The 21,213-nt window shown below is 68.3% G+C and carries 18 protein-coding genes; 11 read left to right on the forward strand and 7 right to left on the reverse strand.

The genetic code is table 11. The annotated features are described in order from the left end of the window. Positions 1-65: 65 nt before the first annotated feature. Positions 66-563 carry a hypothetical protein gene (locus tag B0293_RS06855; protein WP_005150645.1) on the reverse strand — a complete coding sequence of 166 codons (498 nt, stop codon included), beginning with the start codon at positions 561-563 and terminating at the stop codon, positions 66-68. A 57-nt stretch (positions 564-620) separates the two neighbouring features. Continuing rightward, entirely contained in the window at positions 621-1,211 is a 591-nt protein-coding gene (locus B0293_RS06860; protein WP_039915253.1) for an SACE_7040 family transcriptional regulator, read from the reverse strand. A 151-nt stretch (positions 1,212-1,362) separates the two neighbouring features. Between B0293_RS06860 and B0293_RS06865 the strand changes: the two genes are divergently transcribed. From B0293_RS06865 to B0293_RS06895, 7 genes are all read left to right on the forward strand, one after another. After that, positions 1,363-2,172, forward strand: coding sequence for an SGNH/GDSL hydrolase family protein (locus B0293_RS06865; protein WP_005150641.1), 810 nt, complete (start codon positions 1,363-1,365; stop codon positions 2,170-2,172). Positions 2,173-2,349: 177 nt separating this feature from the next. Then, complete coding sequence (locus B0293_RS06870) at positions 2,350-3,963, forward strand: carboxyl transferase domain-containing protein (protein WP_005150639.1); 1,614 nt, start codon at positions 2,350-2,352, stop codon at positions 3,961-3,963. A gap of 2 nt (positions 3,964-3,965) precedes the next feature. Then, positions 3,966-5,951 (forward strand): ATP-binding protein, encoded by a 1,986-nt coding sequence (locus tag B0293_RS06875; protein WP_005150636.1) that lies wholly within the window; start codon positions 3,966-3,968, stop codon positions 5,949-5,951. Then, positions 5,948-7,102 (forward strand): acyl-CoA dehydrogenase family protein, encoded by a 1,155-nt coding sequence (locus B0293_RS06880; RefSeq protein WP_005150634.1) that lies wholly within the window; start codon positions 5,948-5,950, stop codon positions 7,100-7,102. The genes B0293_RS06875 and B0293_RS06880 overlap by 4 nt, the downstream gene beginning before the upstream one ends. Before the next feature lie 485 nt (positions 7,103-7,587). Then, complete coding sequence (locus B0293_RS06885) at positions 7,588-8,094, forward strand: GNAT family N-acetyltransferase (protein ID WP_005150632.1); 507 nt, start codon at positions 7,588-7,590, stop codon at positions 8,092-8,094. 84 nt (positions 8,095-8,178) lie between these two features. After that, positions 8,179-9,042 (forward strand): SDR family oxidoreductase, encoded by an 864-nt coding sequence (locus tag B0293_RS06890; RefSeq protein ID WP_005150630.1) that lies wholly within the window; start codon positions 8,179-8,181, stop codon positions 9,040-9,042. A 117-nt stretch (positions 9,043-9,159) separates the two neighbouring features. Beyond that, entirely contained in the window at positions 9,160-10,215 is a 1,056-nt protein-coding gene (locus B0293_RS06895; protein ID WP_005150629.1) for an alpha/beta fold hydrolase, read from the forward strand. 3 nt (positions 10,216-10,218) lie between these two features. Here the strand turns inward: B0293_RS06895 and B0293_RS06900 are convergent, their stop codons facing one another. From B0293_RS06900 to B0293_RS06920, 5 genes are all read right to left on the reverse strand, one after another. Further along, positions 10,219-11,211 carry an MASE1 domain-containing protein gene (locus tag B0293_RS06900; protein ID WP_005150628.1) on the reverse strand — a complete coding sequence of 331 codons (993 nt, stop codon included), beginning with the start codon at positions 11,209-11,211 and terminating at the stop codon, positions 10,219-10,221. 149 nt (positions 11,212-11,360) lie between these two features. Next, a complete protein-coding gene (locus B0293_RS06905; RefSeq protein ID WP_005150627.1) occupies positions 11,361-12,569 on the reverse strand; it encodes an acyl-CoA dehydrogenase family protein in 1,209 nt (402 codons plus the stop codon). An 18-nt stretch (positions 12,570-12,587) separates the two neighbouring features. Then, positions 12,588-13,883 (reverse strand): acyl-CoA dehydrogenase family protein, encoded by a 1,296-nt coding sequence (locus tag B0293_RS06910; RefSeq protein WP_005150626.1) that lies wholly within the window; start codon positions 13,881-13,883, stop codon positions 12,588-12,590. Positions 13,884-14,162: 279 nt separating this feature from the next. Next, entirely contained in the window at positions 14,163-15,368 is a 1,206-nt protein-coding gene (locus tag B0293_RS06915) for a low temperature requirement protein A (protein WP_005150625.1), read from the reverse strand. 38 nt (positions 15,369-15,406) lie between these two features. Then, positions 15,407-16,597 carry a TetR/AcrR family transcriptional regulator gene (locus B0293_RS06920; RefSeq protein WP_005150621.1) on the reverse strand — a complete coding sequence of 397 codons (1,191 nt, stop codon included), beginning with the start codon at positions 16,595-16,597 and terminating at the stop codon, positions 15,407-15,409. Positions 16,598-16,754: 157 nt separating this feature from the next. Between B0293_RS06920 and B0293_RS06925 the strand changes: the two genes are divergently transcribed. The 4 genes from B0293_RS06925 to B0293_RS06935 all read left to right on the forward strand — a co-directional run bounded on the left by B0293_RS06925 (position 16,755) and on the right by B0293_RS06935 (position 21,213). Continuing rightward, entirely contained in the window at positions 16,755-17,966 is a 1,212-nt protein-coding gene (locus tag B0293_RS06925; RefSeq protein ID WP_005150611.1) for an acetyl-CoA C-acetyltransferase, read from the forward strand. A gap of 10 nt (positions 17,967-17,976) precedes the next feature. After that, on the forward strand, positions 17,977-20,148 hold the full coding sequence (locus B0293_RS06930; protein WP_005150610.1) for a 3-hydroxyacyl-CoA dehydrogenase NAD-binding domain-containing protein: 2,172 nt from the start codon (positions 17,977-17,979) through the stop codon (positions 20,146-20,148). 276 nt (positions 20,149-20,424) lie between these two features. Next, positions 20,425-20,598: a hypothetical protein gene (locus tag B0293_RS43495; protein WP_005150608.1), complete on the forward strand. Its 174-nt coding sequence runs from the start codon at positions 20,425-20,427 to the stop codon at positions 20,596-20,598. A 63-nt stretch (positions 20,599-20,661) separates the two neighbouring features. Next, a complete protein-coding gene (locus tag B0293_RS06935) occupies positions 20,662-21,213 on the forward strand; it encodes a MauE/DoxX family redox-associated membrane protein (protein WP_342364824.1) in 552 nt (183 codons plus the stop codon).

Here is a 21,213-nt window from a genome sequence, read left to right on the forward strand (position 1 = left end):
TGATGCGACATTGGGAACCCGACCGGCTCCCGATTCGCTGACACCCGGCGCCCGCAGGACAGCGCCTAGTCCGCGACGGCGTCCGAGATCCAGGGCGCCACAGGCAGGTCCCGGTCCAGGCATTCCGCCGACAGCCGGATCGTCCACCTCAGCGCCTGCAGCACCAGGCTGTCCACCTCGTCCGGAGCGGCGTTGGCGAGCGCGATCTCGACCTGCTCCTGCGCGGCCTCGCTGTTGCCGTGCACCTCGGCCAGCAGCGTGCGCACGGCGGTCCGCACCGGAGGGTCCGCCTGGTCGATCGAGACCTCTTCACCGTCCTCGTCGAACACCTGCACCTTGACCGGGGCACTGCCGCCGTCACCGAGGGTCGACACCATGGCACTGCATTCGCCGAAGAGCATCATCACGAGCTCTTTGGTCTCTTCGGAGCGGGCCCGGGGCTCGACGGCGGTCGGCGTGAGCTCGTCGAGCGCCTCGGCGTCCTCCCCGAGGCTGATCGCCACGAGCGCACGCTGCGCCTTTTCGACGAGCCTCCGCTCGTACTCGCTCCTGTCCGGCTCCACGTGCCTATCAAACACCAGAGGACGGAAAAGTGGGGATAGGCCGAAACCCGGACGTGGTCACTTGGCGGCGTGCAGTGCACCCAGCGCGAGGCGACAGAGCATTTCGGTCAGTTCGCTGTCACCGAGATGGCGGTTGTACGGCGTCGAGTTGATCAACCCGAAGACCGCGTGCGCCGCCGAACGCGCCTGCCGCTCGCCGATCCCGGGGACGGCGTCGCTGATCGCGCGCACCCAGACCTCGACGTACTGGCGCTGCATGGCGCGGACCTGTTTGCGGTCACTGTCGGTGAGATTGGCGAGGTTGCGCTCTTGAACGGTGATCAGCGCGGGATGCGCGAGCGCGAAGTCCACGTGAAAATTCACCAGTGCTTCGAGAACCTCACCCGGCTCGTCCCGCTGGCTCGCCCTGGCTGTCCCGCCGTCGAGGAGATAGCGGCTGATCGAGTTGAGCATCTCGCCGAGGATGGCGTCCTTGCTGCGGAAATGCCGGTACAGCGCCGGGCCGGAGATCCCGACGGCAGCGCCGATGTCGTCGATGCCGACGCCGTGGAATCCGTGGTGGGCGAAGAGCTCGGCGGCGGCGGCCATGATCTGTTCGCGCCTGTTCGCCTTCTCGCCGTTCACGAGTGGGGTGGGGTTCGCCGGCATCTGGCCATATTAAGGCCGCGTGTTAGCGAGCGCTAACACGTGGCCGTACTTCCAGCCTGAGCCAAGCGGGTTACCTGGGGAAATGACCCTGTTGTGTTGGCCTACCACCTGGTAATGCTGTCTCTCGTTAACTTGTCACAAAGGAGTGACCATGTCCGTCCCTGCTCGGATCAAAGCACTTTCCTTCACTCGTTTAGGTGCGGCACTGGGGGTCGCCGTCCTGGCCACCCTCGGTCTCGCGGGCACCGCCCAGGCGGCGACCAACTACGTGGCGCTCGGTGACTCGTACTCGTCCGGCGTCGGTGCCGGCAGCTACGGGAACTCGGGCGATTGCATGCGCAGTACCAACTCCTACCCCCAGCTGTGGGCCAACGCCCACGCCGGGACCACGTTCAAGTTCGTCGCGTGCTCGGGGGCGCGCACCGGCGACGTCTTGAACCAGATCGCGAACGTCACCTCCAGCGCCACGCTGGTGACGGTCTCGGTCGGCGGCAACGACGCCGGTTTCGCCGACGTCATGACCACCTGCACCACCGGCAGCGACCAGACCTGCATCAACCGGGTCAACACCGCGAAGACCTACGTGAACAACACGCTTCCCGGGCTGCTGAACAACGTTTACGCCAAGATCAAGGCGAAGGCGCCCAGCGCGAAGCTGGTCGTCCTCGGCTACCCGCGCTTCTACACGGTGCCGGGTTCGTGCTCGGTCGGGCTGAGCGACACCAAGCGCTCGGCGATCAACTCGGGTTCCGACGCGCTGGCGTCGGTGCTCTCGGCCCGCGCGTCCGCGAACGGCGCGAAGTTCGTCGACGTGCGGAGTGCCTTCACCGGGCACAACATCTGCTCGTCGGCCGACGACTACCTGCACAGCCTCACCTGGCCGATCGTGAACTCGTACCACCCGACCGCCGCCGGTCAGCGCGGCGGCTACTACAACACGCTGGTCTCCGCGATCGGCTGAGCTTCACCGCGAGGGCTGAAGGGGCCCTTCACTGCATATCGCGCGGTGAAGGGCCCCTTTGTCGCGTCACATGCGGGTATGGCGTCCTTCAGCCTCCGGGCCAGGTGGACAAGCGAGGTTAGTGGACGTTAACCTGACGGCACGAGTTAACGACGGCTAACTTGGCGACGAGGAGCCATGGACACACCCGTACTGAGCACTTCCGCCGACCCAGGCGGCGACGAGTACGCCCGCAGCGTCACCTCCCACGCGGAGCTGGTCGAGGACCTGCGCAAACGTCTCGCCGCCGCCCGGCTCGGCGGCCCGGAGAAGTCCCGCACCCGGCACGTCGAACGGGGGAAACTCCTGCCACGCGACCGGGTCGACACCCTCCTCGACCCGGGTTCGCCGTTCCTGGAGCTGTCCCCGCTGGCCGCCACCGGACTGTACGACGACGAGGCGCCGTCGGCCGGGATCATCACCGGGATCGGGCGGGTCTCCGGCCGCGAATGCGTGATCGTCGCCAACGACGCGACGGTCAAGGGCGGCACCTACTACCCGATGACGGTCAAGAAGCACCTGCGCGCCCAAGAGGTCGCGCTGCACAACAACCTGCCGTGCGTCTACCTGGTGGACTCCGGCGGCGCGTTCCTGCCGAGGCAGGACGAGGTCTTCCCGGATCGTGAACACTTCGGCCGGATCTTCTACAACCAGGCCACGATGTCCGCGCGCGGCATCCCGCAGATCGCCGCGGTGCTCGGATCCTGCACGGCGGGCGGCGCGTACGTCCCGGCGATGAGCGACGAAGCGGTCATCGTGCGCAATCAGGGCACGATCTTCCTCGGCGGCCCGCCGCTGGTGAAGGCCGCGACCGGCGAGGTCGTCACGGCCGAAGAACTCGGCGGCGGCGACGTCCACTCGCGCCAGTCCGGCGTCACCGACCATCTGGCCGAAGACGACGCGGACGCCCTGCGCATCGTTCGCTCGATCGTGTCCACTTTGGGGCCGCGCACGCCGCGCCCGTGGGACGTCCTCCCGACCGAGGCACCCGTCGCCGACCCGAACGAGCTGTACGGCGTCGTCCCGACCGATCCGCGCGTGCCCTACGACGTCCGCGAGGTCATCGCCCGGATCGTCGACGGCAGCCGGTTCGGCGAGTTCAAGAAGGAGTACGGCTCGACGCTGGTCACCGGGTTCGCCCGGATCCACGGCCACCCCGTCGGCATCATCGCGAACAACGGCGTCCTGTTCGCCGAGTCCGCGATGAAGGGCGCGCACTTCATCGAGCTGTGCGACAAACGCTCGATCCCGCTGCTGTTCCTGCAGAACATCACCGGCTTCATGGTCGGCCGCGCCTACGAGGCCGGCGGCATCGCCAAGCACGGCGCGAAGATGGTCACCGCGGTGGCCTGCGCCCGCGTGCCGAAGCTGACCGTCGTCATCGGCGGCTCGTTCGGCGCGGGCAACTACTCGATGTGCGGCCGCGCGTACTCGCCGCGCTTCCTGTGGATGTGGCCGAACGCGCGGATCTCGGTGATGGGCGGCGAGCAGGCCGCTTCGGTGCTGTCGACCGTGCGGCGTGACGCCATCGAGTCCCGCGGCGGCGAATGGTCCGCGGAGGACGAAGAGACCTTCAAGGAGCCGATCCGCGATCAGTACGAGGCGCAGGGCAGCCCGTACTACTCGACGGCGCGGCTCTGGGACGACGGCGTGATCGACCCGGCGGACACCCGCACGGTGCTCGGCCTCGCGCTGTCCGCGGCGGCCAACGCGCCGTTGTCCGATGTCAACTACGGCGTCTTCAGGATGTGAGCATGTTCGACACGGTTCTGGTCGCCAACCGCGGCGAGATCGCCGTCCGGGTGATCCGTTCGCTGCAAGGGCTCGGCATCCGATCGGTCGCGGTGTACAGCGACGCGGACGCCGACGCGCGGCACGTCCGCGAGGCGCATACGGCTGTCCGCATCGGCCCCGCCGAGGCGGCGAAAAGCTATCTGTCCATTCCCGCGATCGTGCAGGCCGCGCTCGACACGGGCGCGCAGGCGGTCCACCCCGGCTACGGATTCCTCGCGGAGAACGCGGAATTCGCCCGCGCCTGCGCCGAGGCCGGGCTGGTCTTCATCGGCCCGCCGGTCGACGCGATCGACGCCATGGGCGACAAGATCCGCGCCAAGGCGACGGTGTCGTCGGCCGGGGTCCCCGTCGTGCCGGGAGCGTCCGATGTGGACATTCCTGAAGGCGGGTTCGCCGACGCCGCGGTGAAGGTCGGGTTCCCGCTGCTGCTCAAGCCGTCCGCCGGTGGCGGCGGGAAGGGTATGCGGCTGGTCAACGAACTGTCCGAATTGGACGCCGCCGTCGAGTCCGCCCGTCGCGAGGCCAAGGGTTCCTTCGGTGACGACACGCTGCTCATGGAGCGGTTCGTCACGACGCCGCGGCACATCGAGATCCAGGTGCTCGCCGACACCCACGGCAACGTGATCCACCTCGGCGAACGCGAATGCAGCCTGCAGCGGCGGCACCAGAAGATCATCGAAGAGGCGCCGTCCGTTCTCCTCGACGAAGCCACGCGCGCCAAGATGGGCGCGTCCGCCGTCGAGGCCGCGCGCTCGGTGGGTTATGTCGGCGCGGGGACGGTCGAGTTCATCGTGTCGGCCAAGGCGCCGGACGAGTTCTTCTTCATGGAGATGAACACGCGTCTCCAGGTCGAGCATCCGGTGACCGAACTGGTGACCGGGCTCGATCTCGTCGAGTGGCAGGTCAAGATCGCCGCGGGGGACGTGCTCACCGTGTCGCAGGACGACGTCCGGCTGGACGGCCACGCCGTCGAAGCCCGCGTCTACGCCGAAGACCCCGCTCGCGGATTCATCCCGACGGGCGGGACCGTGCTCGCGGTCCACGAACCGGCGGGCGAAGGTGTCCGCGTCGACTCGTGGATGAGCGAGGGCGCGGTCATCGGCTCGAACTACGACCCGATGCTGGCCAAGGTCATCGCCTGGGGGCCGGACCGCGCGGCCGCGCTGCACCGGCTCGATCTGGCGCTCGCGGACACCGCGTTGCTCGGCCTCGGCACGAACGTCGCCTTCCTGCGCGGGCTGCTCGCCGACGACGACGTCCGCGACGGCAAGCTCGAAACCGGCCTCGTCGACCGGCGACTGTCCACTTTGGTCTCCGACGTGGTGCCGCCGGAGTTCTTCGTGGCCGCCGCGCTCGACAGGCTGCTTTCCCTGCAACCGCAGGGATCCGTCGTCGATCCATGGGACGTTCCCGACGGCTGGCGGCTCGGCGCGTCCGGCGGCATCGACTTCGCCCTGAAGTCGGGGACTTCCGAAGCCGTGGTGCGGGTGCAGGGCACCCCGGCGAACGCGCTCGTAAGCGTCGACGGCACCGAAGCCGTCCGGGTTTCCGCGCGGCGCGAGGGCGATCTGCTGGAAGTCCGGCATCCCACCGGTTTCCACCGCTACCGGCACGCGGCCGGGAGCGGGAGGACCGTCTGGCTCGCGCGTGACGGGCACAGTTTCGCGATCGGTGAGCGCGAAAGGCTGCGGTCGGCCGCCGGTGCCGCGGGCGGCGCCGGGCCGGTGACCAGTCCGATGCCCGGGACGGTGCTCGTGGTCAAGGTCGCCGCGGGCGACGTCGTGAGCGCCGGGACGCCGCTCGTGGTCGTCGAGGCGATGAAGATGGAGCACACGATCACCGCGCCGATCGACGGCGTGGTCAGCGAACTCCCCGTCCGGGCGGGCCAACAGGTCGCGCTGGACGAGACGGTAGCCGTGGTGACACCCCAAAAGGATGACTCATGATCGACTTTCGGCTGGATGACGAGTACGAGGCGCTGCGCAAGACGGTCGAGGAGTTCGCGCGCTCCGAGGTCGCCCCGGTCATCGGCGACCTGTACGAGCGGGAGGAGTTCCCGTACGAGATCGTCGCGAAGATGGCCGACATGGGCCTGTTCGGCCTGCCCTTCCCCGAGGAGTACGGCGGCATGGGCGGCGACTACTTCGCGCTGTGCCTGACGCTGGAGGAACTGGCGCGCGTCGACTCCTCGGTCGCGATCACCGTCGAAGCCGGGGTTTCCCTCGGTGCCATGCCGATCTACCGGTTCGGCACCGAGGAACAGAAGGAGAAGTGGCTTCCCGAGTTGTGCGCCGGCACCGCGCTCGGCGCGTTCGGGCTCACCGAACCCGGCGGCGGTTCGGACGCGGGCGCCACCCGCACGCGCGCGAAACTGGACGGCGACACCTGGGTGATCAACGGCAGCAAGTCGTTCATCACCAACTCCGGCACCGACATCACGAAACTGGTCACGGTCACCGCCGTCACCGACGTGAAGGAGAACGGGCGCAAGGAGATCTCGGCGATCATCGTCCCGTCCGGCACGCCGGGCTTCGCCGTGGCGCCGAAGTACTCCAAGGTCGGCTGGAACTGCTCGGACACGCACGAGCTCTCGTTCGACGACGTCCGCGTCCCCGCCGAGAACCTGGTCGGCGAACGCGGCCGCGGCTACGCCCAGTTCCTGTCCATTTTGGACGAAGGCCGGGTCGCGATCGCCGCGCTGAGCGTCGGGCTCGCGCAGGGCTGTGTCGACGAATGCCTGAAGTACGTGAAGGAACGCGAGGCGTTCGGGCACAAGATCGGCGAGTACCAGGCGATCCAGTTCAAGATCGCCGACATGGAGGTGCGCACGCACACCGCGCGGCTGGCGTACTACGCGGCGGCGTCGAAGATGCTGCGCGGCGAGCCGTTCAAGAAGGAGGCGTCGATCGCGAAGCTCGTCGCGTCGAACGCCGCCATGGACAACTCGCGGGACGCGACACAGATCTTCGGCGGGTACGGCTTCATGAACGAGTTCCCCGTGAGCCGCTTCTACCGGGACGCGAAGATCCTGGAGATCGGGGAGGGGACCTCGGAAGTCCAGCGGATGCTGATCTCACGGCACCTCGGCGTCGCCTGACAGCCGCGGACGTGACGGGGCGCCGGTGCCGCTTCGGTACAGGTGGTCGTGAGTGGTAAGTGTCGTTCTAACGCGACTTACTACTCACGACCCACCCGACCCACCTGGCGAGGGAGGTGTCGGGTCGCGCTGGTCCGGCGGCCGGGGTACTTCAGAGGGCTCACTGCGGCGTGTCGCGAAAGCCACTTTCAGGACGTCTGGTGTCTCGAAAGTGGCTTTCGCGACGCTCGATGCCGCCGGGACCGCTGGGTTGGGGTGCTCGTGATGCGAAAGCCACTTTCGCAACCTTCAACGTTGCGAAAGTGGCTTTCGCAACCTGCGCCGGGCTTGGTCAAAGGCCGCGTCGTCCACGTCCAGTGTTAGACGACGCGACGGACCCAGCAGGTAGGCAAATAAAGGTCCGCTAGAACGACACTTACCACTCACGACCACGCTGACCCACTACGCCACCGCAGCGCATCCTCGCCATGTTGTAGAACGGAAGCATGAGCGATTTCATCATCCGCCAGGGTGGTTCTGGGGACTTTCAAACGCTGCTGGACATGTTCGACGAGGTCGTCGCGTGGCTGGCCGGCCGCGGCAGTGCGGGCCAGTGGGGGACCGAGCCGTGGTCCACGATCCCGAAGCGGGTCGAGCGGGTCCGTGGGATGGCCGACGGGCCGGGCCTGTACATCGCCGAGATCGGCGGCGAGGCGGCCGGGGCGATCGTCCTCGGTGACCGCTTCCCGCACGTCTCGCCGGTCGACGAGCCCGAGATCTACCTTGGTCTGCTGCTGACCTCGCGCCGGTTCACCGGGCACCGGGTCGGCTCGCGGCTCATCGAGTTCGCGCTGGCCGAGGCGCGGGAACGCGGTATCGGGCTGGTGCGGGTCGACTGCTGGGCCGGCGGCGACGGCGACCTGCAGCGTTACTACGAAAGCCAGGGTTTCAAGCCGACGGAGCGGTTCGACGTCAAGGGCTGGATCGGGCAGGTGTTCGAGCAGCGGCCGTAGGGCTGGCGTCCTCGCGGCTTCGGGTGCACCATAGTTGACACATCGCCAACAGTGCCCCGGACAGCGAAGTCACAGAGGAGCCCCATGGCCAAGCGTGAACGTTCCCTGGCAGGCAAGGTCGTCGTGATCACCGGAGCGGCGCAGGGCATCGGCGCCAGTACCGCGACGGCGCTGTCCCGGCTCGGCGCGAAGGTGGTCATCGGCGACCTCGACCAGGTCCTCGCGGAGAAGACCGCGGCCGAGCTGGGCGCGGAGGCGCTGCCGCTCGACGTCACCGACACGAAGGGCTTCACCGAGTTCCTCGACGAGGTCGAGCGGCGTGTCGGTCCGATCGACGTGCTGATCAACAACGCGGGCATCATGCCGCTCGCGCCGCTCGACGAAGAGGACGACGCGGCGACCCGCAGGCTGCTGGAGATCAACCTGCACGCGGTCATCCACGGCACCAGGGAAGCCGTGAAGCGGATGCGCCCGCGTGGCACCGGCCACATCGTCAACATCGCCTCGATGGCGGGAAAGGCAGGCTTCCCCGGCGCCGCCACCTACTGCGCCACGAAGCACGCCGTCGTCGGTTTGTCGGAATCGGTGCATCTGGAATTGCACGGGACCGGCGTGCTGGTGTCCTGCGTGATGCCCGCCGTGGTGCGCACGGAACTGGCCAGCGGGCTCGGCGAGGCGAAATTCTTCAAGTCGGTGCAGCCCGAAGATGTGGCGCAGGCCATTGTCGATGCGTTGCGCCGTCCCAAGTTCGACGTCTTCGTTCCCGCATCGCTGGACGCCATGGGCAGGATCACACGACTGCTTCCGCGTCGTCTCGGAGAAGGGCTGATCCGTGCGCTCGGCGGCGACAAGATTCTGTCCTCCGCAACGCATTCCAGTGCTCGCGCGGAGTACGAATCGCGGGCCGCGCGCAGTGCCCCGGCCGCGGAAAAGGACGCCGGTTCTTAACTCGTACGGCCTAGCCACTGTCCGAAATGGACGACCCAGGACCGTGGCGGTGTTGAGTCGTGCGCCCCCAACCGGCAAGATTACGTCTTACCGCGTTGATTCCCCAGGAGGCACACCATGGCCACACCCCCGGCACGGCTCGCCGCCGCCGCGTCGAACGTCGTCGGGAAGGTGCTGCACGGTGGTGTCGCCGATCTCCGCCCGGTTCCGCGCGTCCTGATCGACCAGGGCCCCAACCGGTCGGTCTACCGGCTTCGCACCAACGGGAAGCCGGTGGACGGGCCGCCGGTGCTGCTGGTGCCGCCGCTGGCCGCGCCCGCGCTGTGCTTCGACCTGCGCCGCGGCTGCAGCCTCGCCGAGCACCTGGTCGACGGCGGCCGCAACACCTACCTGGTCGACTACGGGAACGTCGCCTTCTCCGACCGGCGCCTCGGCATCGAGCACTGGATCGAAGAGGTGCTCCCGCGCGCGATCCGCAAGGTCAGCGAGGACTCCGGCGGCCAGGGCGTGCACATCATCGCCTGGTGCCTCGGCGGGATCTTCTCCCTGCTGACCACCGCCGACCAGCCCGATCTGCCGATCGAGTCGGTCGCGACCATCGCGTCGCCCTTCGACTTCACCGCGATCCCGCTGATCGCCCCGTTCCGCCCGCTGGTGGACCTCACCGGCGGCCACCTGCTGACCCCGATCTACCGCGTGCTCGGCGGCGCACCGTCCTATTTGGTCAGCCGCGTCTTCCGCGCGACCGGGATCAGCAAGGAGATCACCAAACCCCTCGCGATCCTGAAGAATCTCGATGACCGGGACTATCTGGCGCAGATCGAGGCCGTCGACCACTTCATGGACAACATGATCGCCTACCCCGGGCGCACGTTCGGCCAGATCTACCACCGGTTCTTCCGCGCCAACGACCTCGCCGAGGGCACGGTCGACCTCAACGGGCGCAACATCGCGCTGTCCGGCGTCAAGGTGCCCACCCTGGTCATCGCCGGGCAGAACGACACGATCGCCCCGCGCGCGGCCGTCGAACGGCTCACCGGCCTGCTGGACAACGCACCGTCGGTGACCTTCGAGACCGCGCCCGGCGGTCACCTGGGCGTCCTCACCGGCCGGAAGGCGCGCGAGACCACGTGGCGTCACCTCGACCGCTTCCTCGACGCACAGGCCGCCTGAGCCTCAGCCGGCGAGTTCGTCGTCTTCGCGCTGAGTCATGGCGCTGCGGAGTGACTGGCGTGGCGCGATCATGTCCACCATTTCGGTGATCTGGCGCCAGGCGTCGGTGATTTCGGCGGTCGCGCGGTCGCGCTGCAGGACGATCGTCGACAACGCCAGCGCCGTCATCCCGACGGTGGCGTCGAAGGCCTGGACGTGCAGCATCCGGGTGGCCAGCTCGTAGGAACCGTAGGGGCCGATCCCGTGCACGGCGGCGAAGATCGTGAACGCGCAGACGCACAACGAGCACAGCATGGCCCCGGCCTGGCGGAAGCGCAAAGCCGCCCAGACGAGCACAGGGAAGACCAGGAACAGCTTGGACGTGGTGGTGGACGCGAGGACCGCGGTGCCGAGGCCGCAGACCGTCAGCGCCACCGCCTCGGCCCAACGGGCGAGGGGAACGCGGGTCGGCAGGCGGAACCTCGGCGCCAGGAGCAGCAGGGGCGTGATCGTCAGGACGCCCATCGCGTCGCCGGTCCACCACACGAGCGCCGTGGCCCAGAAGTCGCCCGTGCCCAACGCGCCGTCGAGGACCAGCGCGCCGGTGCCCAGCACGGCACTGACGGCCGTGCCCCCGGCCGCCCCGGCCGCCACCAGGAAGACGGCGTCGGGAAGCCGGTCGAGCTGGTTGCGGAAGCCCGCCCGCCGCATCACCGCGTAGGCCAGCATCGGGCCGATCGTGTTCCCCGCGGAGATCACCAGGACCGTGACCAGCGAAGGCCCGAGGGCGATGTTCGTCAAGAGGGCACCGAGGAAGATGCCCGGCCAGAACCTCGGCCCCAGCAGCATCGGCACCGCCAGTGCGACGCCCGCCGCGGGCCACAGCGGCGAGATCTGGTCGCGCACGATCGCCCATTGGATGCCGATCTGGGCCGCCGCGAAGTAGCAGACCGTGACGCCGAGGACGACGAGGCACCAGTATGCGACAGGGGAGAGCTGTCGAGCGGCGAGTCTCATCGCGACTCCGGCCTTCGCGGGCTGGGAAGGCTAGAGAGTACCTCTGTTCGGCCGCCGCGGCGGTTCACTTGATGGTGTTGTCATTCTGTTGGGAATAAACAAAAAAGGGGCCCGTGCAGCTGCACGGGCCCCTTCGCGGCACTTCGGCGCTACTTGAGCTCGGCCGACGTCTTGCCCAGGATCCGGCGCGCCACGATGAGCTGCTGGATCTGTTGCGTGCCCTCGAAGATGTCCAGGATCTTCGCGTCCCGGCTCCACTTCTCCAGCAGCGATTCCTCGGTGTAGCCCAAGGTTCCGGCCAGCTCGACGCATTTCAGCGTGATCTCGACGACCGACCGGCCCGCCTTCGCCTTGGCCATCGACGCCTGGAGCGAGTTCGGCTTGCGGTTGTCGGCCATCCACGCCGATTCCATGGTCAGCAGGTACGCCGATTCGTAGTCGGCTTCCAGCTGGAGGAAGGTGGCGGCCGCCGCGTGCTGGCTGTGGACCGGCTTGTCGTAGTCGATGGTCACCCCGGCGCCGGTCAGGATCTTCCGGGTCTCCTCCAGCGCCGCGCGGGCGACGCCGATGGCCATCGCGGCGACCAGCGGACGGGTGTTGTCGAAGGTCTGCATGACCCCGGCGAAACCCTTGGCGGTGTCGATCTCCGGCGTGCCGAGGAGGTTCTCCTTGGGCACGCGGACGTTCTCGAAGCGCAGCACGGCGGTGTCGGAGGCGCGGATGCCGAGTTTGTGCTCGACGCGCACCACCTCGAAGCCCGGCGTGCCCTTCTCGACGACGAAGGACTTGATCGCCGCGCGGCCCTTCGTCTTGTCCAGGGTGGCCCAGACGACGACGGCGTCGGCGCGTTCGCCCGCGGTCACGAAGATCTTCTCGCCGTTGATCACGTACTCGTCGCCGTCCAGGCGCGCGGTGGCGGTGATCGCGGCCGAGTCCGAGCCGCAGTCCGGTTCGGTGATCGCCATCGCGGCCCACAGCCCGGAGAACTTCTTGAGCTGTTCGTCGGTGGCGACCGAGCCGATGGCGGCGTTGCCGAGCCCTTGCCGCGGCATGGACAGCAGCAGTCCGACGTCGCCCCAGCACATCTCGATCGTGCCGAGCACGATGTTGAGGTTGGAGCCGTTGCGGTTGCCCGGTTTCTCGTTCTTCTCGGACCGGCGGACGCCCGCCGCGCCCGCGCCGCCCTCGCCGGAGGAGTTCAGCCCGTCCAGCAGCGCGGCGAACATGTCGAGTTCGGCCGGGTAGGTGTGCTCGGCGCGGTCGTACTTGCGCGAGATCGGCCGGAACACCTCGGCCGCGGCCTGGTACGCCTGGTTGATCAGGGTGCCGGCCTTCTTCGGAACCTCAAGGTTGATCATGATTGCCTTTCGAAAGTCCTAGAGAAGGACGGCGCCTTCCATGACGCCGATCGCACGGAGGTCGCGGTACCAGCGCTCGACCGGGTGCTCCTTGACGAACCCGTGTCCGCCGAGCAGCTGCACCCCGGCGCTGCCGATCTGCATTCCCTTGTCGGCGGCCAGTTTCCGGGCCAGCGCGACCTCGCGGGCGTACGGCTTGCCCTGTTCGGCGCGGGCGGCGGCGCGCAGCGCGACCAGCCGCAGTCCTTCCAGTTCGATGGCGATGTCGGCCACCGAGAACGCGACGGCCTGCCGGTGGCTCACCGGTTCGCCGAACGCCTTGCGCTCGTTGACGTAGGGCACCACGTAGTCGAGGACGGCCTTCGCGGTACCGGCGGCCAGGGCGGCCCAGCCGAGCCGCGAGAGCCGGACGACCTCGGTGAAGACCTCGGCCTTGCCGCCGCCGAGCAGCGCCCCGGCGGGCAGGGCGACCTTCTCCAGGTGCAGTTTCCCGGTCGCCGCGCCGCGCAGGCCCATCGCCGGTTCGGTCTCGATGGTGACGCCGGAGTTCGACGACTCCACGAGGAACAGCGCCGGGCCGCGGCCCTCCAGGTCGGCCGACACGATGAACAGTTCGGCGTCCGCGGCACGCGGGACCAGCGACTTCACACCGTCGAGCTGGTAGCCCTTCGGCGTGCGGCGGGCCTTGGTGGCGGGCTTGAACGGATCGAACAACGCCGTGCGCTCCTGGAGCGCGAGCGCCGCGGCCGGGACGTTCTCGCCGACGAACGCGGGCAGGTAGTCCGCCTGCTGCTGCTCGTCGCCGTAGGCCACCAGCGCGGTGCTGACCGCGGACGGCGCGAGCACCGCGACGGCCAGCCCGAGGTCGCCGTGCGCGAGGGCCTCGGCGACCAGCGCGTTCGTGACGACCGACCGTTCGGTGCCGACCCCGCCCAGCTCCTCGGGGATGCCGACGAGCGTGATGCCGAGTTCGGCGGCGCGGCTCAACAGGCCTTCGGGGGCCTGGAGCTTGGCGTCGGCGTCGGCCGCGGCGGGCCGCAGCTGCTCGGCCGCGAACTCCGTCACGGTCTCGACGATGAGCTGCTGGTCCTCACTCGGGGTGAGGTCGAACAGCCCGGTGTCCTCGGTCGGCGCGAGCCGCGCGGGCTTGCCCAGCTTCTGGGCGGATTTGAACGTCCGTCCCGCCGCGCCCGCGACCCGGAAGCCGTTGCGCGTCCCGGCACTGACCAGGTTCTGCACGGGCTTCCGAAGTCCGGCCCGTTCAATGACCTTGCTCCCGGCCAGCCGGGTGAGCGCGGACAGGCCAAGGCCCATCGCGTCTCGTTTCCTAGGCGCACCCACGGTGAGTCTCCCTGCCTCGCTTACCTACTCACGAGTAGGTTAACTCCCCTCGGGCGGATCCGCCACCATGGGGGAGGCGAACGTCACGCCGGTGAGTGATTCGGGCGGTCGGGCAGGACCGGATTACTCACGCCGGATCAGCTTTCGGGCCAGAGAGCGACGAGGCCGCGGTGGGTGGTGGGGCGCGGTGGTCGTGAGTGGTAAGTGGGGTTAGAACGACACTTACCACTCACGACCACCTGCACCGTTCGGTCACTGGACGGGCGCCGCCGGCTGCTTCGCCAGTCGCGTCCTCTCGAACAGCACCAGGCCCACCGCCGCCGTCGCCACGACGCCGACCAGCACGATCGCCGGCACCAGCTCCAGCAACGGCGTCGCGGCCAGCAGGAGCACCGCGAGCACCAGCCGCTGGACGTTCCATGCGCCCAGGTTCCGCCGCCGCAGCCCGCTCAACGCGATCAGGTAGAGCGCGAGCCCGCCGGTCAGCGCCCAGATCGGCGTCCCGTGCAGGCCGTCGGAGAGGCTGTGGTGTTCGGTGTCGGAAACGTAGAGCAGCGACTTCTTCAGACCGAGCGCCACGAGCACGATCCCGGCGATGAGCGGGAGGTGAAGGAACGTGTACGTGTCCGTCCCGATCTGCACCCGCTCCACGCCCTCCGCGCGCTTCAGGTTGTGCTCGGAGACATGCGCGACGACGGCGAAGTACATCCACCACATCGCCGACGCCAGCACCAGCCCGAAGACGGCGGCCAGCGTGATCGGCCACGACATCGGGTACGAGCTGATCCCGATGCCGATCGCCACGATCGACTCGCCGAGCGCGATGATCACGATCAGCCCGAACCGCTCGGCGAAGTGTCCGGGCTGGTGCAGCCGCCAGTCCGAGGACCGGGTCCGGAAGACGTTGACGTAGTCGGCCAGCATCGCGACCGCCCAGATGCCGAGCTGGACCCAGCCGGAGAAGAAGGCCGCGGCGGTCAGCAGCGCGACGCTCGGCAGCAGCCCGACGAACATCTTCAGGACGACCTTGCGCAGCTCCGGATCCGTCCGGGCGGCGCCGAAATACGCGGTCAGGTGCAGCAGCCGCACGACGAAGTAGCAGCCGACGAACATCAGCGGCGCGTACAGGCCGCCGGGCAGGTCGGTGAACGCCTCCGGGATCGTCAGCGAGACCAGGAACATCGTCCCCATCGCGGCGAACATCGCCAGCTGGGCGATGCCGCGGTCGACGTGCAGGGTGTTGGCCAGCCAGGCGTAGGCACACCAGCACCACCACAGCACGGCGATCATGGCCACCCCCTGCCCGATGCCGAGCGGGGTGAGGTGATCGGCCATCAGCTGAGTGGTCTGGGTGATGGCGTAGACGAAGACCAGGTCGAAGAAGAGCTCCAGCGTGGTGACCTTGTGGTCTTCTTCCCGGGTCACCAGATGCAGGCCGCGTTTCGTGGGCACGCGCACATCGTGCACCGCTCGTCTTTGCGGGACACGCGAGTTTGCTAGAAGCTGACTTTCAGGACCGCGTGCATCAGCGCCGTCAGCTCGGCCTCGATGTTCGGGCGGCCGTTGACCCGCCGGGTGCGCGCGAGGTCGTTCGCGATGGTCAGCGCCGCGTGCACGGTGATCTTCACTTCGCGCAGGCTCAGTTCCGGGCGGACCTCGGAGGCCAGCGCGATCCAGCGCGCGACGTAGTCCCGCTGGACCCGGATGAGGTCCGCCTTGTCACGTTCCGGCAGTTCCATGGGGCTGCCGGAGAAGGACACCAGCAGCTCGGGCGTGTGGAGCAGCGTGTGCACGTAGGACGCCGCCAGCCTGCGCAGCGCGTCGCGTTCGTCGTCGGCGCGCAACGCGCGTTCCGCGGCGAGTGCCAGCCTGTCGGCCGCGCGGTGCCCGATCGCCACCATCAGCGCGGCCTTGCTGGGGAAGTGCCGGTACACACTCGGCCCGGCGATCCCGGCCGCCGCGCCGATCTCCTCCATGCTCACCGCGCGGAAGCCGCGTTGCCCGAACAGCTCGGTCGCGGCCGCGAGGATCTGCTCGCGGCGGGACGGCTCGCCGAGCGCGATCGACGGCGCCTCTTCGGCGGGCTCCGTGGGCTTGGGCAGTGTGACATGCAGCACCGACTCCGCCAGCTGCACGAGGATCTGTGCGAAGCGCTTCTTCGCCACGGATGTGTGATGGACGGACACGCTGCCGAAGACGCTCAGCCCCGCCCAGCACAGCAGCTCGGCATCGTCGGGGGTGAGTTCGGGACGCAGCGCGAGCAGCGCTTTGGACCACGCTTCGAGCACCGCGCCGGACCGGCGGCGGATCTCCCGGCGGCCTTCCCGGGGCAGATGCCTGCCCTCCCAGCGCCACAGCGCGGCGACCTCGCGCCGCTCCACGGCCTGCGCGGCGAGGGTGCCCAACAGGGCCTTGACCTGGGCGGGAACCGGAAGGTCGACGTCGGCGAGCGCCTCGGTGGTGGCGGTCTCCATGTCGTCGATGCCGGACAGCACGACGTAGGACAGCACCGCCTGCTTGTCCGCGAAATGCCGGTAGAGCGCGGGCCCGGTGATCCCGGCGGCGGCGGCGATGTCGTTGATGCCGACGCCGTGGAACCCGCGGGCGCGAAACAGCTCCGCGGCGAGGCCGGCCAGCTGGGCCTTGCGGTCGCGCGGTCGCGGGGAACGCTCGGTCGGGTGATCCATAGGTGAACACACGATAGCGCCGGTTGCGTGCATCGCAACCCATTGACACCATGGGGTTATCGCGGTTTATGTTAATGGCCATTAGCATGGCTACTGGCCGGTACGATCCGGCTGTGTGCATCTCTGAGACAGCGCCGTACTGCGGAGGAGTTTTTCTGTGAGTAGCGAGGCCTACATCTACGAGGCGATCCGTACGCCTCGCGGCAAGAACAAGGGCGGTGCCCTCCACGGCACCAAGCCGGTCGATCTCGTGGTCGGCCTCATCGAGGAACTGAAGGTCCGGCACCCGAACCTCGACCCCGCCGTGATCGACGACATCGTCCTCGGCGTCGTGTCCCCGGTCGGCGAGCAGGGCGCCGTGATCGCGCGCACCGCGGCCTTGAACGCGGGCCTTCCCGAATCCGTCGCCGGCGTACAGCTGAACCGCTTCTGCGCCTCCGGCCTCGAAGCCACCAACACCGCCGCGCAGAAGGTGCGCTCCGGCTGGGACCAGCTGATCATCGCCGGCGGCGTCGAGTCGATGTCGCGCGTGCCGATGGGCTCCGACGGCGGCGCGCTGTTCATGGACCCCGCCACCGCGTACGACAACTACATCGTCCCGCAGGGCACCGGCGCCGACCTGATCGCGACCATCGAGGGCTTCTCCCGCGAGGACGTCGACGCGTGGGCCGTGCGCTCGCAGGAGAAGGCCGAAGCGGCCTGGTCCGGCGGCTACTTCGCGAAGTCCGTCGTCCCGGTGAAGGACATCAACGGCGTCACGATCCTCGACCACGACGAGCACCGTCGCCCGGGCAGCACCGTCGAGGGCCTCGGCAAGCTCAAGCCCGCCTTCGCCGGTATCGGTGAGCTGGGCGGCTTCGACGCCGTCGCGCTCCAGAAGTACCACTCGGTCGAGAAGATCAACCACGTCCACACCGGCGGCAACTCGTCCGGCATCGTCGACGGCGCCGCCGTCGTCCTGGTCGGCAACGAGCAGATCGGCAAGGACTTCGGCCTGACCCCGCGCGCCCGCATCGTGGCCACCGCGACCGTCGGCTCCGAGCCCACGATCATGCTCACCGGCCCGACCCCGGCCACCGAGAAGGTCCTCAAGATCGCCGGCCTCACCCCGGACGACATCGACCTGTGGGAGCTGAACGAGGCCTTCGCCTCGGTCGTCCTCAAGTGGATCAAGGACCTGCGCCTCGACGAGGAGAAGGTCAACGTCAACGGCGGCGCCATCGCGATGGGGCACCCGCTGGGCGCCACCGGCGCGATGCTGGTCGGCACCGTCGTCGACGAGCTGGAGCGTCGTCAGGCGCGCCGCGCCCTGGTCACCCTGTGCATCGGCGGCGGCATGGGCGTCGCGACCATCATCGAGCGGGTCTGAGGAAGAGACAATGACTGAAGCGAAGACCATCCGCTGGGAGCAGGACGCCGACGGCATCGTCGTGCTCACCCTGGACGACCCGAAGCAGTCCGCCAACACGATGAACGCCGACTTCCGCGAGTCGCTCGGCGTGGTCGTGGATCGCCTGGAGGCGGAGAAGGACAACATCACCGGTGTCGTCCTGACCTCCGCCAAGAAGACCTTCTTCGCCGGCGGCGACCTCAACGACCTGATCCAGGCCAAGCCGGAGAACGCGGCCGAGATCACCGAGAGCAGCGGCCTGATGAAGGGCCAGATGCGACGGCTGGAGCAGCTGGGCAAGCCGGTCGTGGCCGCCATCAACGGCGCCGCGCTCGGCGGCGGCCTCGAACTCGCGCTCGCGACGCACCACCGCATCGCGGCCGACGTCAAGGGCAGCCAGATCGGTCTCCCCGAGGTCACCCTCGGCCTGCTCCCCGGCGGCGGTGGCGTGGTCCGCACCGTGCGCCTGCTGGGCATCCAGAGCGCGCTGCTGAACGTGCTCCTCCAGGGACAGCGGCACCGCCCGGCCAAGGCCAAGGAACTCGGCCTCGTGCACGAGCTCGTCGGCACCGTCGAGGAACTGGTCCCGGCCGCGAAGGCGTGGATCAAGGCCAACCCCGAGGGCGGCGTGCAGCCGTGGGACGTCAAGGGCTACAAGATCCCGGGCGGCACCCCGTCGAACCCGAGCTTCGCGGCGAACCTGCCCGCGTTCCCGGCGAACCTGCGCAAGCAGATCAAGGGCGCGAACATGCCCGCCCCGCGGGCGATCCTGGCCGCGGCCATCGAGGGTTCGACGGTCGACTTCGACACCGCGATCACCGTCGAGACCCGCTACTTCGTGCACCTCGCCACCGGCCAGGTCTCGAAGAACATGACGAAGGCGTTCTTCTTCGACCTGCAGAGCATCAACTCCGGCGGTTCGCGGCCGGAGGGCTTCGAGAAGTACACAGCCAAGAAGGTCGGCGTGATCGGCGCGGGCATGATGGGCGCCGCGATCGCGTACGTCTCGGCGAAGGCCGGCATCGACGTCGTGCTCAAGGACGTCACCCTCGAAGGCGCCGAAAAGGGCAAGGGCTACGCGGTCAAGCTGGAGGAGAAGGCGCTCTCCCGCGGCAAGACCACGCAGGAGAAGTCCGACGCGCTGCTCGCGAAGATCAAGCCGACCGACAAGGCGGAGGACTTCGCCGGTGTCGACTTCGTGATCGAGGCCGTCTTCGAGAGCGTCGAGCTGAAGCACAAGGTGTTCCAGGAGATCGAAGGCTTCGTCAACCCCGACGCGGTGCTCGGTTCCAACACCTCCACGCTGCCGATCACCTCGCTCGCCGAGGGCGTGCAGCGGACCGAGGACTTCATCGGGATCCACTTCTTCTCGCCGGTGGACAAGATGCCGCTGGTCGAGATCATCTGCGGTGAGAAGACCTCGCCCGCCACGCTGGCGAAGGTCTTCGACTACACGCTGCAGATCAAGAAGACTCCGATCGTCGTCAACGACAGCCGCGGCTTCTTCACCTCGCGCGTCATCGGCACGTTCATCAACGAGGCCGTCGCCGCGCTGGGCGAGGGTGTCGAGCCCGCGTCGATCGAGCAGGCCGGTTCGCAGGCCGGGTACCCGGCCCCGCCGCTGCAGCTGATGGACGAGCTGACCCTGACGCTGCCGCGCAAGATCCGCAAGGAGACCCGCGAGGCGATCGAGGCGGCCGGTGGCACCTGGAACGCGCACGCGTCCGAGGGCGTCATCGATCGCATGGTCGAGGAGTTCGACCGCAAGGGCCGCTCCACCGGCTCGGGCTTCTACGACTACGACGAGGCGGGCAAGCGGACCGGTCTGTGGCCGGGCCTGCGCGACGCGTTCAAGTCGGGCAGCGCCGAGGTCCCGTTCGAGGACCTCAAGGAGCGCATGCTGTTCGCCGAGGCGCTCGAGACCGTGAAGTGCTTCGACGAGGGTGTGCTCACCACCGTCGCCGACGCCAACATCGGCTCGATCTTCGGCATCGGCTTCCCCGCGTGGACCGGTGGTGTCATCCAGTACATCAACCAGTACGAGGGTGGCCTGCAGGGCTTCGTCGACCGCGCTCGTCAGCTGGCCGAGCGCTACGGCGACCACTTCACCCCGCCCGCTTCGCTGGTCGAGAAGGCCGCGAAGGGCGAGATCTACGAGTAGGCGTTTTGTAAAGGGTTTCAACCCTCGCTGAAAGGGGTCGCTCCGGACCGGGTCCGGGGCGACCCCTTTCTGTACGGCAAAGGGGTGGCGCGTCCGCAGCCTGTTGCCTTGCCGTATCTCTCCGGCTATCGTGACCGAATCGGTGGGGGCCGGCCAACTGGGGGTTGGAGTAATGATTTCTTCGGGCTAGCGCCTGTCTTCGCGAACTCCTTTGTTCGCCTATTTCTCCGCTGATGCACGTCAAAATCACTGGAACTGGGGAAGGTGGTCTTTGTCATGCTTGAATTGGTTCAGAAACTCGGTGATCGGCTGCTGGGCAGAATGGTGCCCGAAGTGCCGGCGGCGGCGCACGAATACTGCGGGTGCTGGCCGGACGAGGCCGGTCGCCGTTGGCAGTTCTACAAGGACTGCGTGAGCTGCCTTTGCTACCAGGTCAGCACCCGCTGCTGACAAGTGTGCCGGAAGGCGGCGGCTCACGCCGCCGTCTTCCCTTTCCCGGTATGGGGGGAACGCATGTACTTGTCGACCGCTTGCGCCGCCGCGCTGACTCTCGTATTCGTTGTCTCCGTCACCGGTAAATTCGGTGGCGAAAGATTTCGCTCCTTTGTGGCGTCCACTGGAGTACTGGGGGTGATTTCGCGCGCGCGACGCGTCATTGTCGCGAGAATGGTCGTCGCGGCCGAATTCGTCATCGTGGCGGCGCTGATCGCCGGTGCGGTGGGCCGGTGGTGGAGTGTCCTCTTCCCGGCTTTCGCCGGTGCGGCGTCGCTTCTCGTGGCGTTCACCGCGGCGATCGTGCTGTCGTTGTCGCGCGGAGAACGCGCGCCGTGTCACTGCTTCGGTCCGAGCGCGTCGCCGCTCGGCGTGGCCCAGGTGGTGCGCAACATCCTGTTGCTGGGCATCGCGCTGAGCGGCTCGGTGGCTTCGTCGGTCGAATCACCGCACGGACATCTGCCGGGAACGGCTGTCGCGCTGTGCGCCGGTCTCGCCGTCGGTCTCGTCGCCGTGCGCTTCGACGACATCGTGGAACTTTTCCGGGACGTCCCGGAACTCGTCAAGGAGTAG

This window comes from Amycolatopsis azurea DSM 43854 (assembly GCF_001995215.1).
In the GTDB taxonomy this organism is placed as follows: Bacteria; Actinomycetota; Actinomycetes; order Mycobacteriales; family Pseudonocardiaceae; genus Amycolatopsis; species Amycolatopsis azurea.

Bases quoted from the DNA above. Each gene is read 5' to 3' on its own strand.
- B0293_RS06920 (WP_005150621.1), bottom strand. From the start codon at position 16,597: ATGGATCACCCGACCGAGCGTTCCCCGCGACCGCGCGACCGCAAGGCC.
- B0293_RS06865 (WP_005150641.1), top strand. From the start codon at position 1,363: ATGTCCGTCCCTGCTCGGATCAAAGCACTTTCCTTCACTCGTTTAGGT.
- B0293_RS06885 (WP_005150632.1), top strand. From the start codon at position 7,588: ATGAGCGATTTCATCATCCGCCAGGGTGGTTCTGGGGACTTTCAAACG.
- B0293_RS06880 (WP_005150634.1), top strand. From the start codon at position 5,948: ATGATCGACTTTCGGCTGGATGACGAGTACGAGGCGCTGCGCAAGACG.
- B0293_RS06905 (WP_005150627.1), bottom strand. From the start codon at position 12,569: ATGATCAACCTTGAGGTTCCGAAGAAGGCCGGCACCCTGATCAACCAG.
- B0293_RS43495 (WP_005150608.1), top strand. From the start codon at position 20,425: ATGCTTGAATTGGTTCAGAAACTCGGTGATCGGCTGCTGGGCAGAATG.
- B0293_RS06870 (WP_005150639.1), top strand. From the start codon at position 2,350: ATGGACACACCCGTACTGAGCACTTCCGCCGACCCAGGCGGCGACGAG.
- B0293_RS06895 (WP_005150629.1), top strand. From the start codon at position 9,160: ATGGCCACACCCCCGGCACGGCTCGCCGCCGCCGCGTCGAACGTCGTC.
- B0293_RS06900 (WP_005150628.1), bottom strand. From the start codon at position 11,211: ATGAGACTCGCCGCTCGACAGCTCTCCCCTGTCGCATACTGGTGCCTC.
- B0293_RS06860 (WP_039915253.1), bottom strand. From the start codon at position 1,211: ATGCCGGCGAACCCCACCCCACTCGTGAACGGCGAGAAGGCGAACAGG.
- B0293_RS06910 (WP_005150626.1), bottom strand. From the start codon at position 13,883: ATGGGCCTTGGCCTGTCCGCGCTCACCCGGCTGGCCGGGAGCAAGGTC.
- B0293_RS06890 (WP_005150630.1), top strand. From the start codon at position 8,179: ATGGCCAAGCGTGAACGTTCCCTGGCAGGCAAGGTCGTCGTGATCACC.
- B0293_RS06935 (WP_342364824.1), top strand. From the start codon at position 20,662: ATGTACTTGTCGACCGCTTGCGCCGCCGCGCTGACTCTCGTATTCGTT.
- B0293_RS06930 (WP_005150610.1), top strand. From the start codon at position 17,977: ATGACTGAAGCGAAGACCATCCGCTGGGAGCAGGACGCCGACGGCATC.
- B0293_RS06875 (WP_005150636.1), top strand. From the start codon at position 3,966: ATGTTCGACACGGTTCTGGTCGCCAACCGCGGCGAGATCGCCGTCCGG.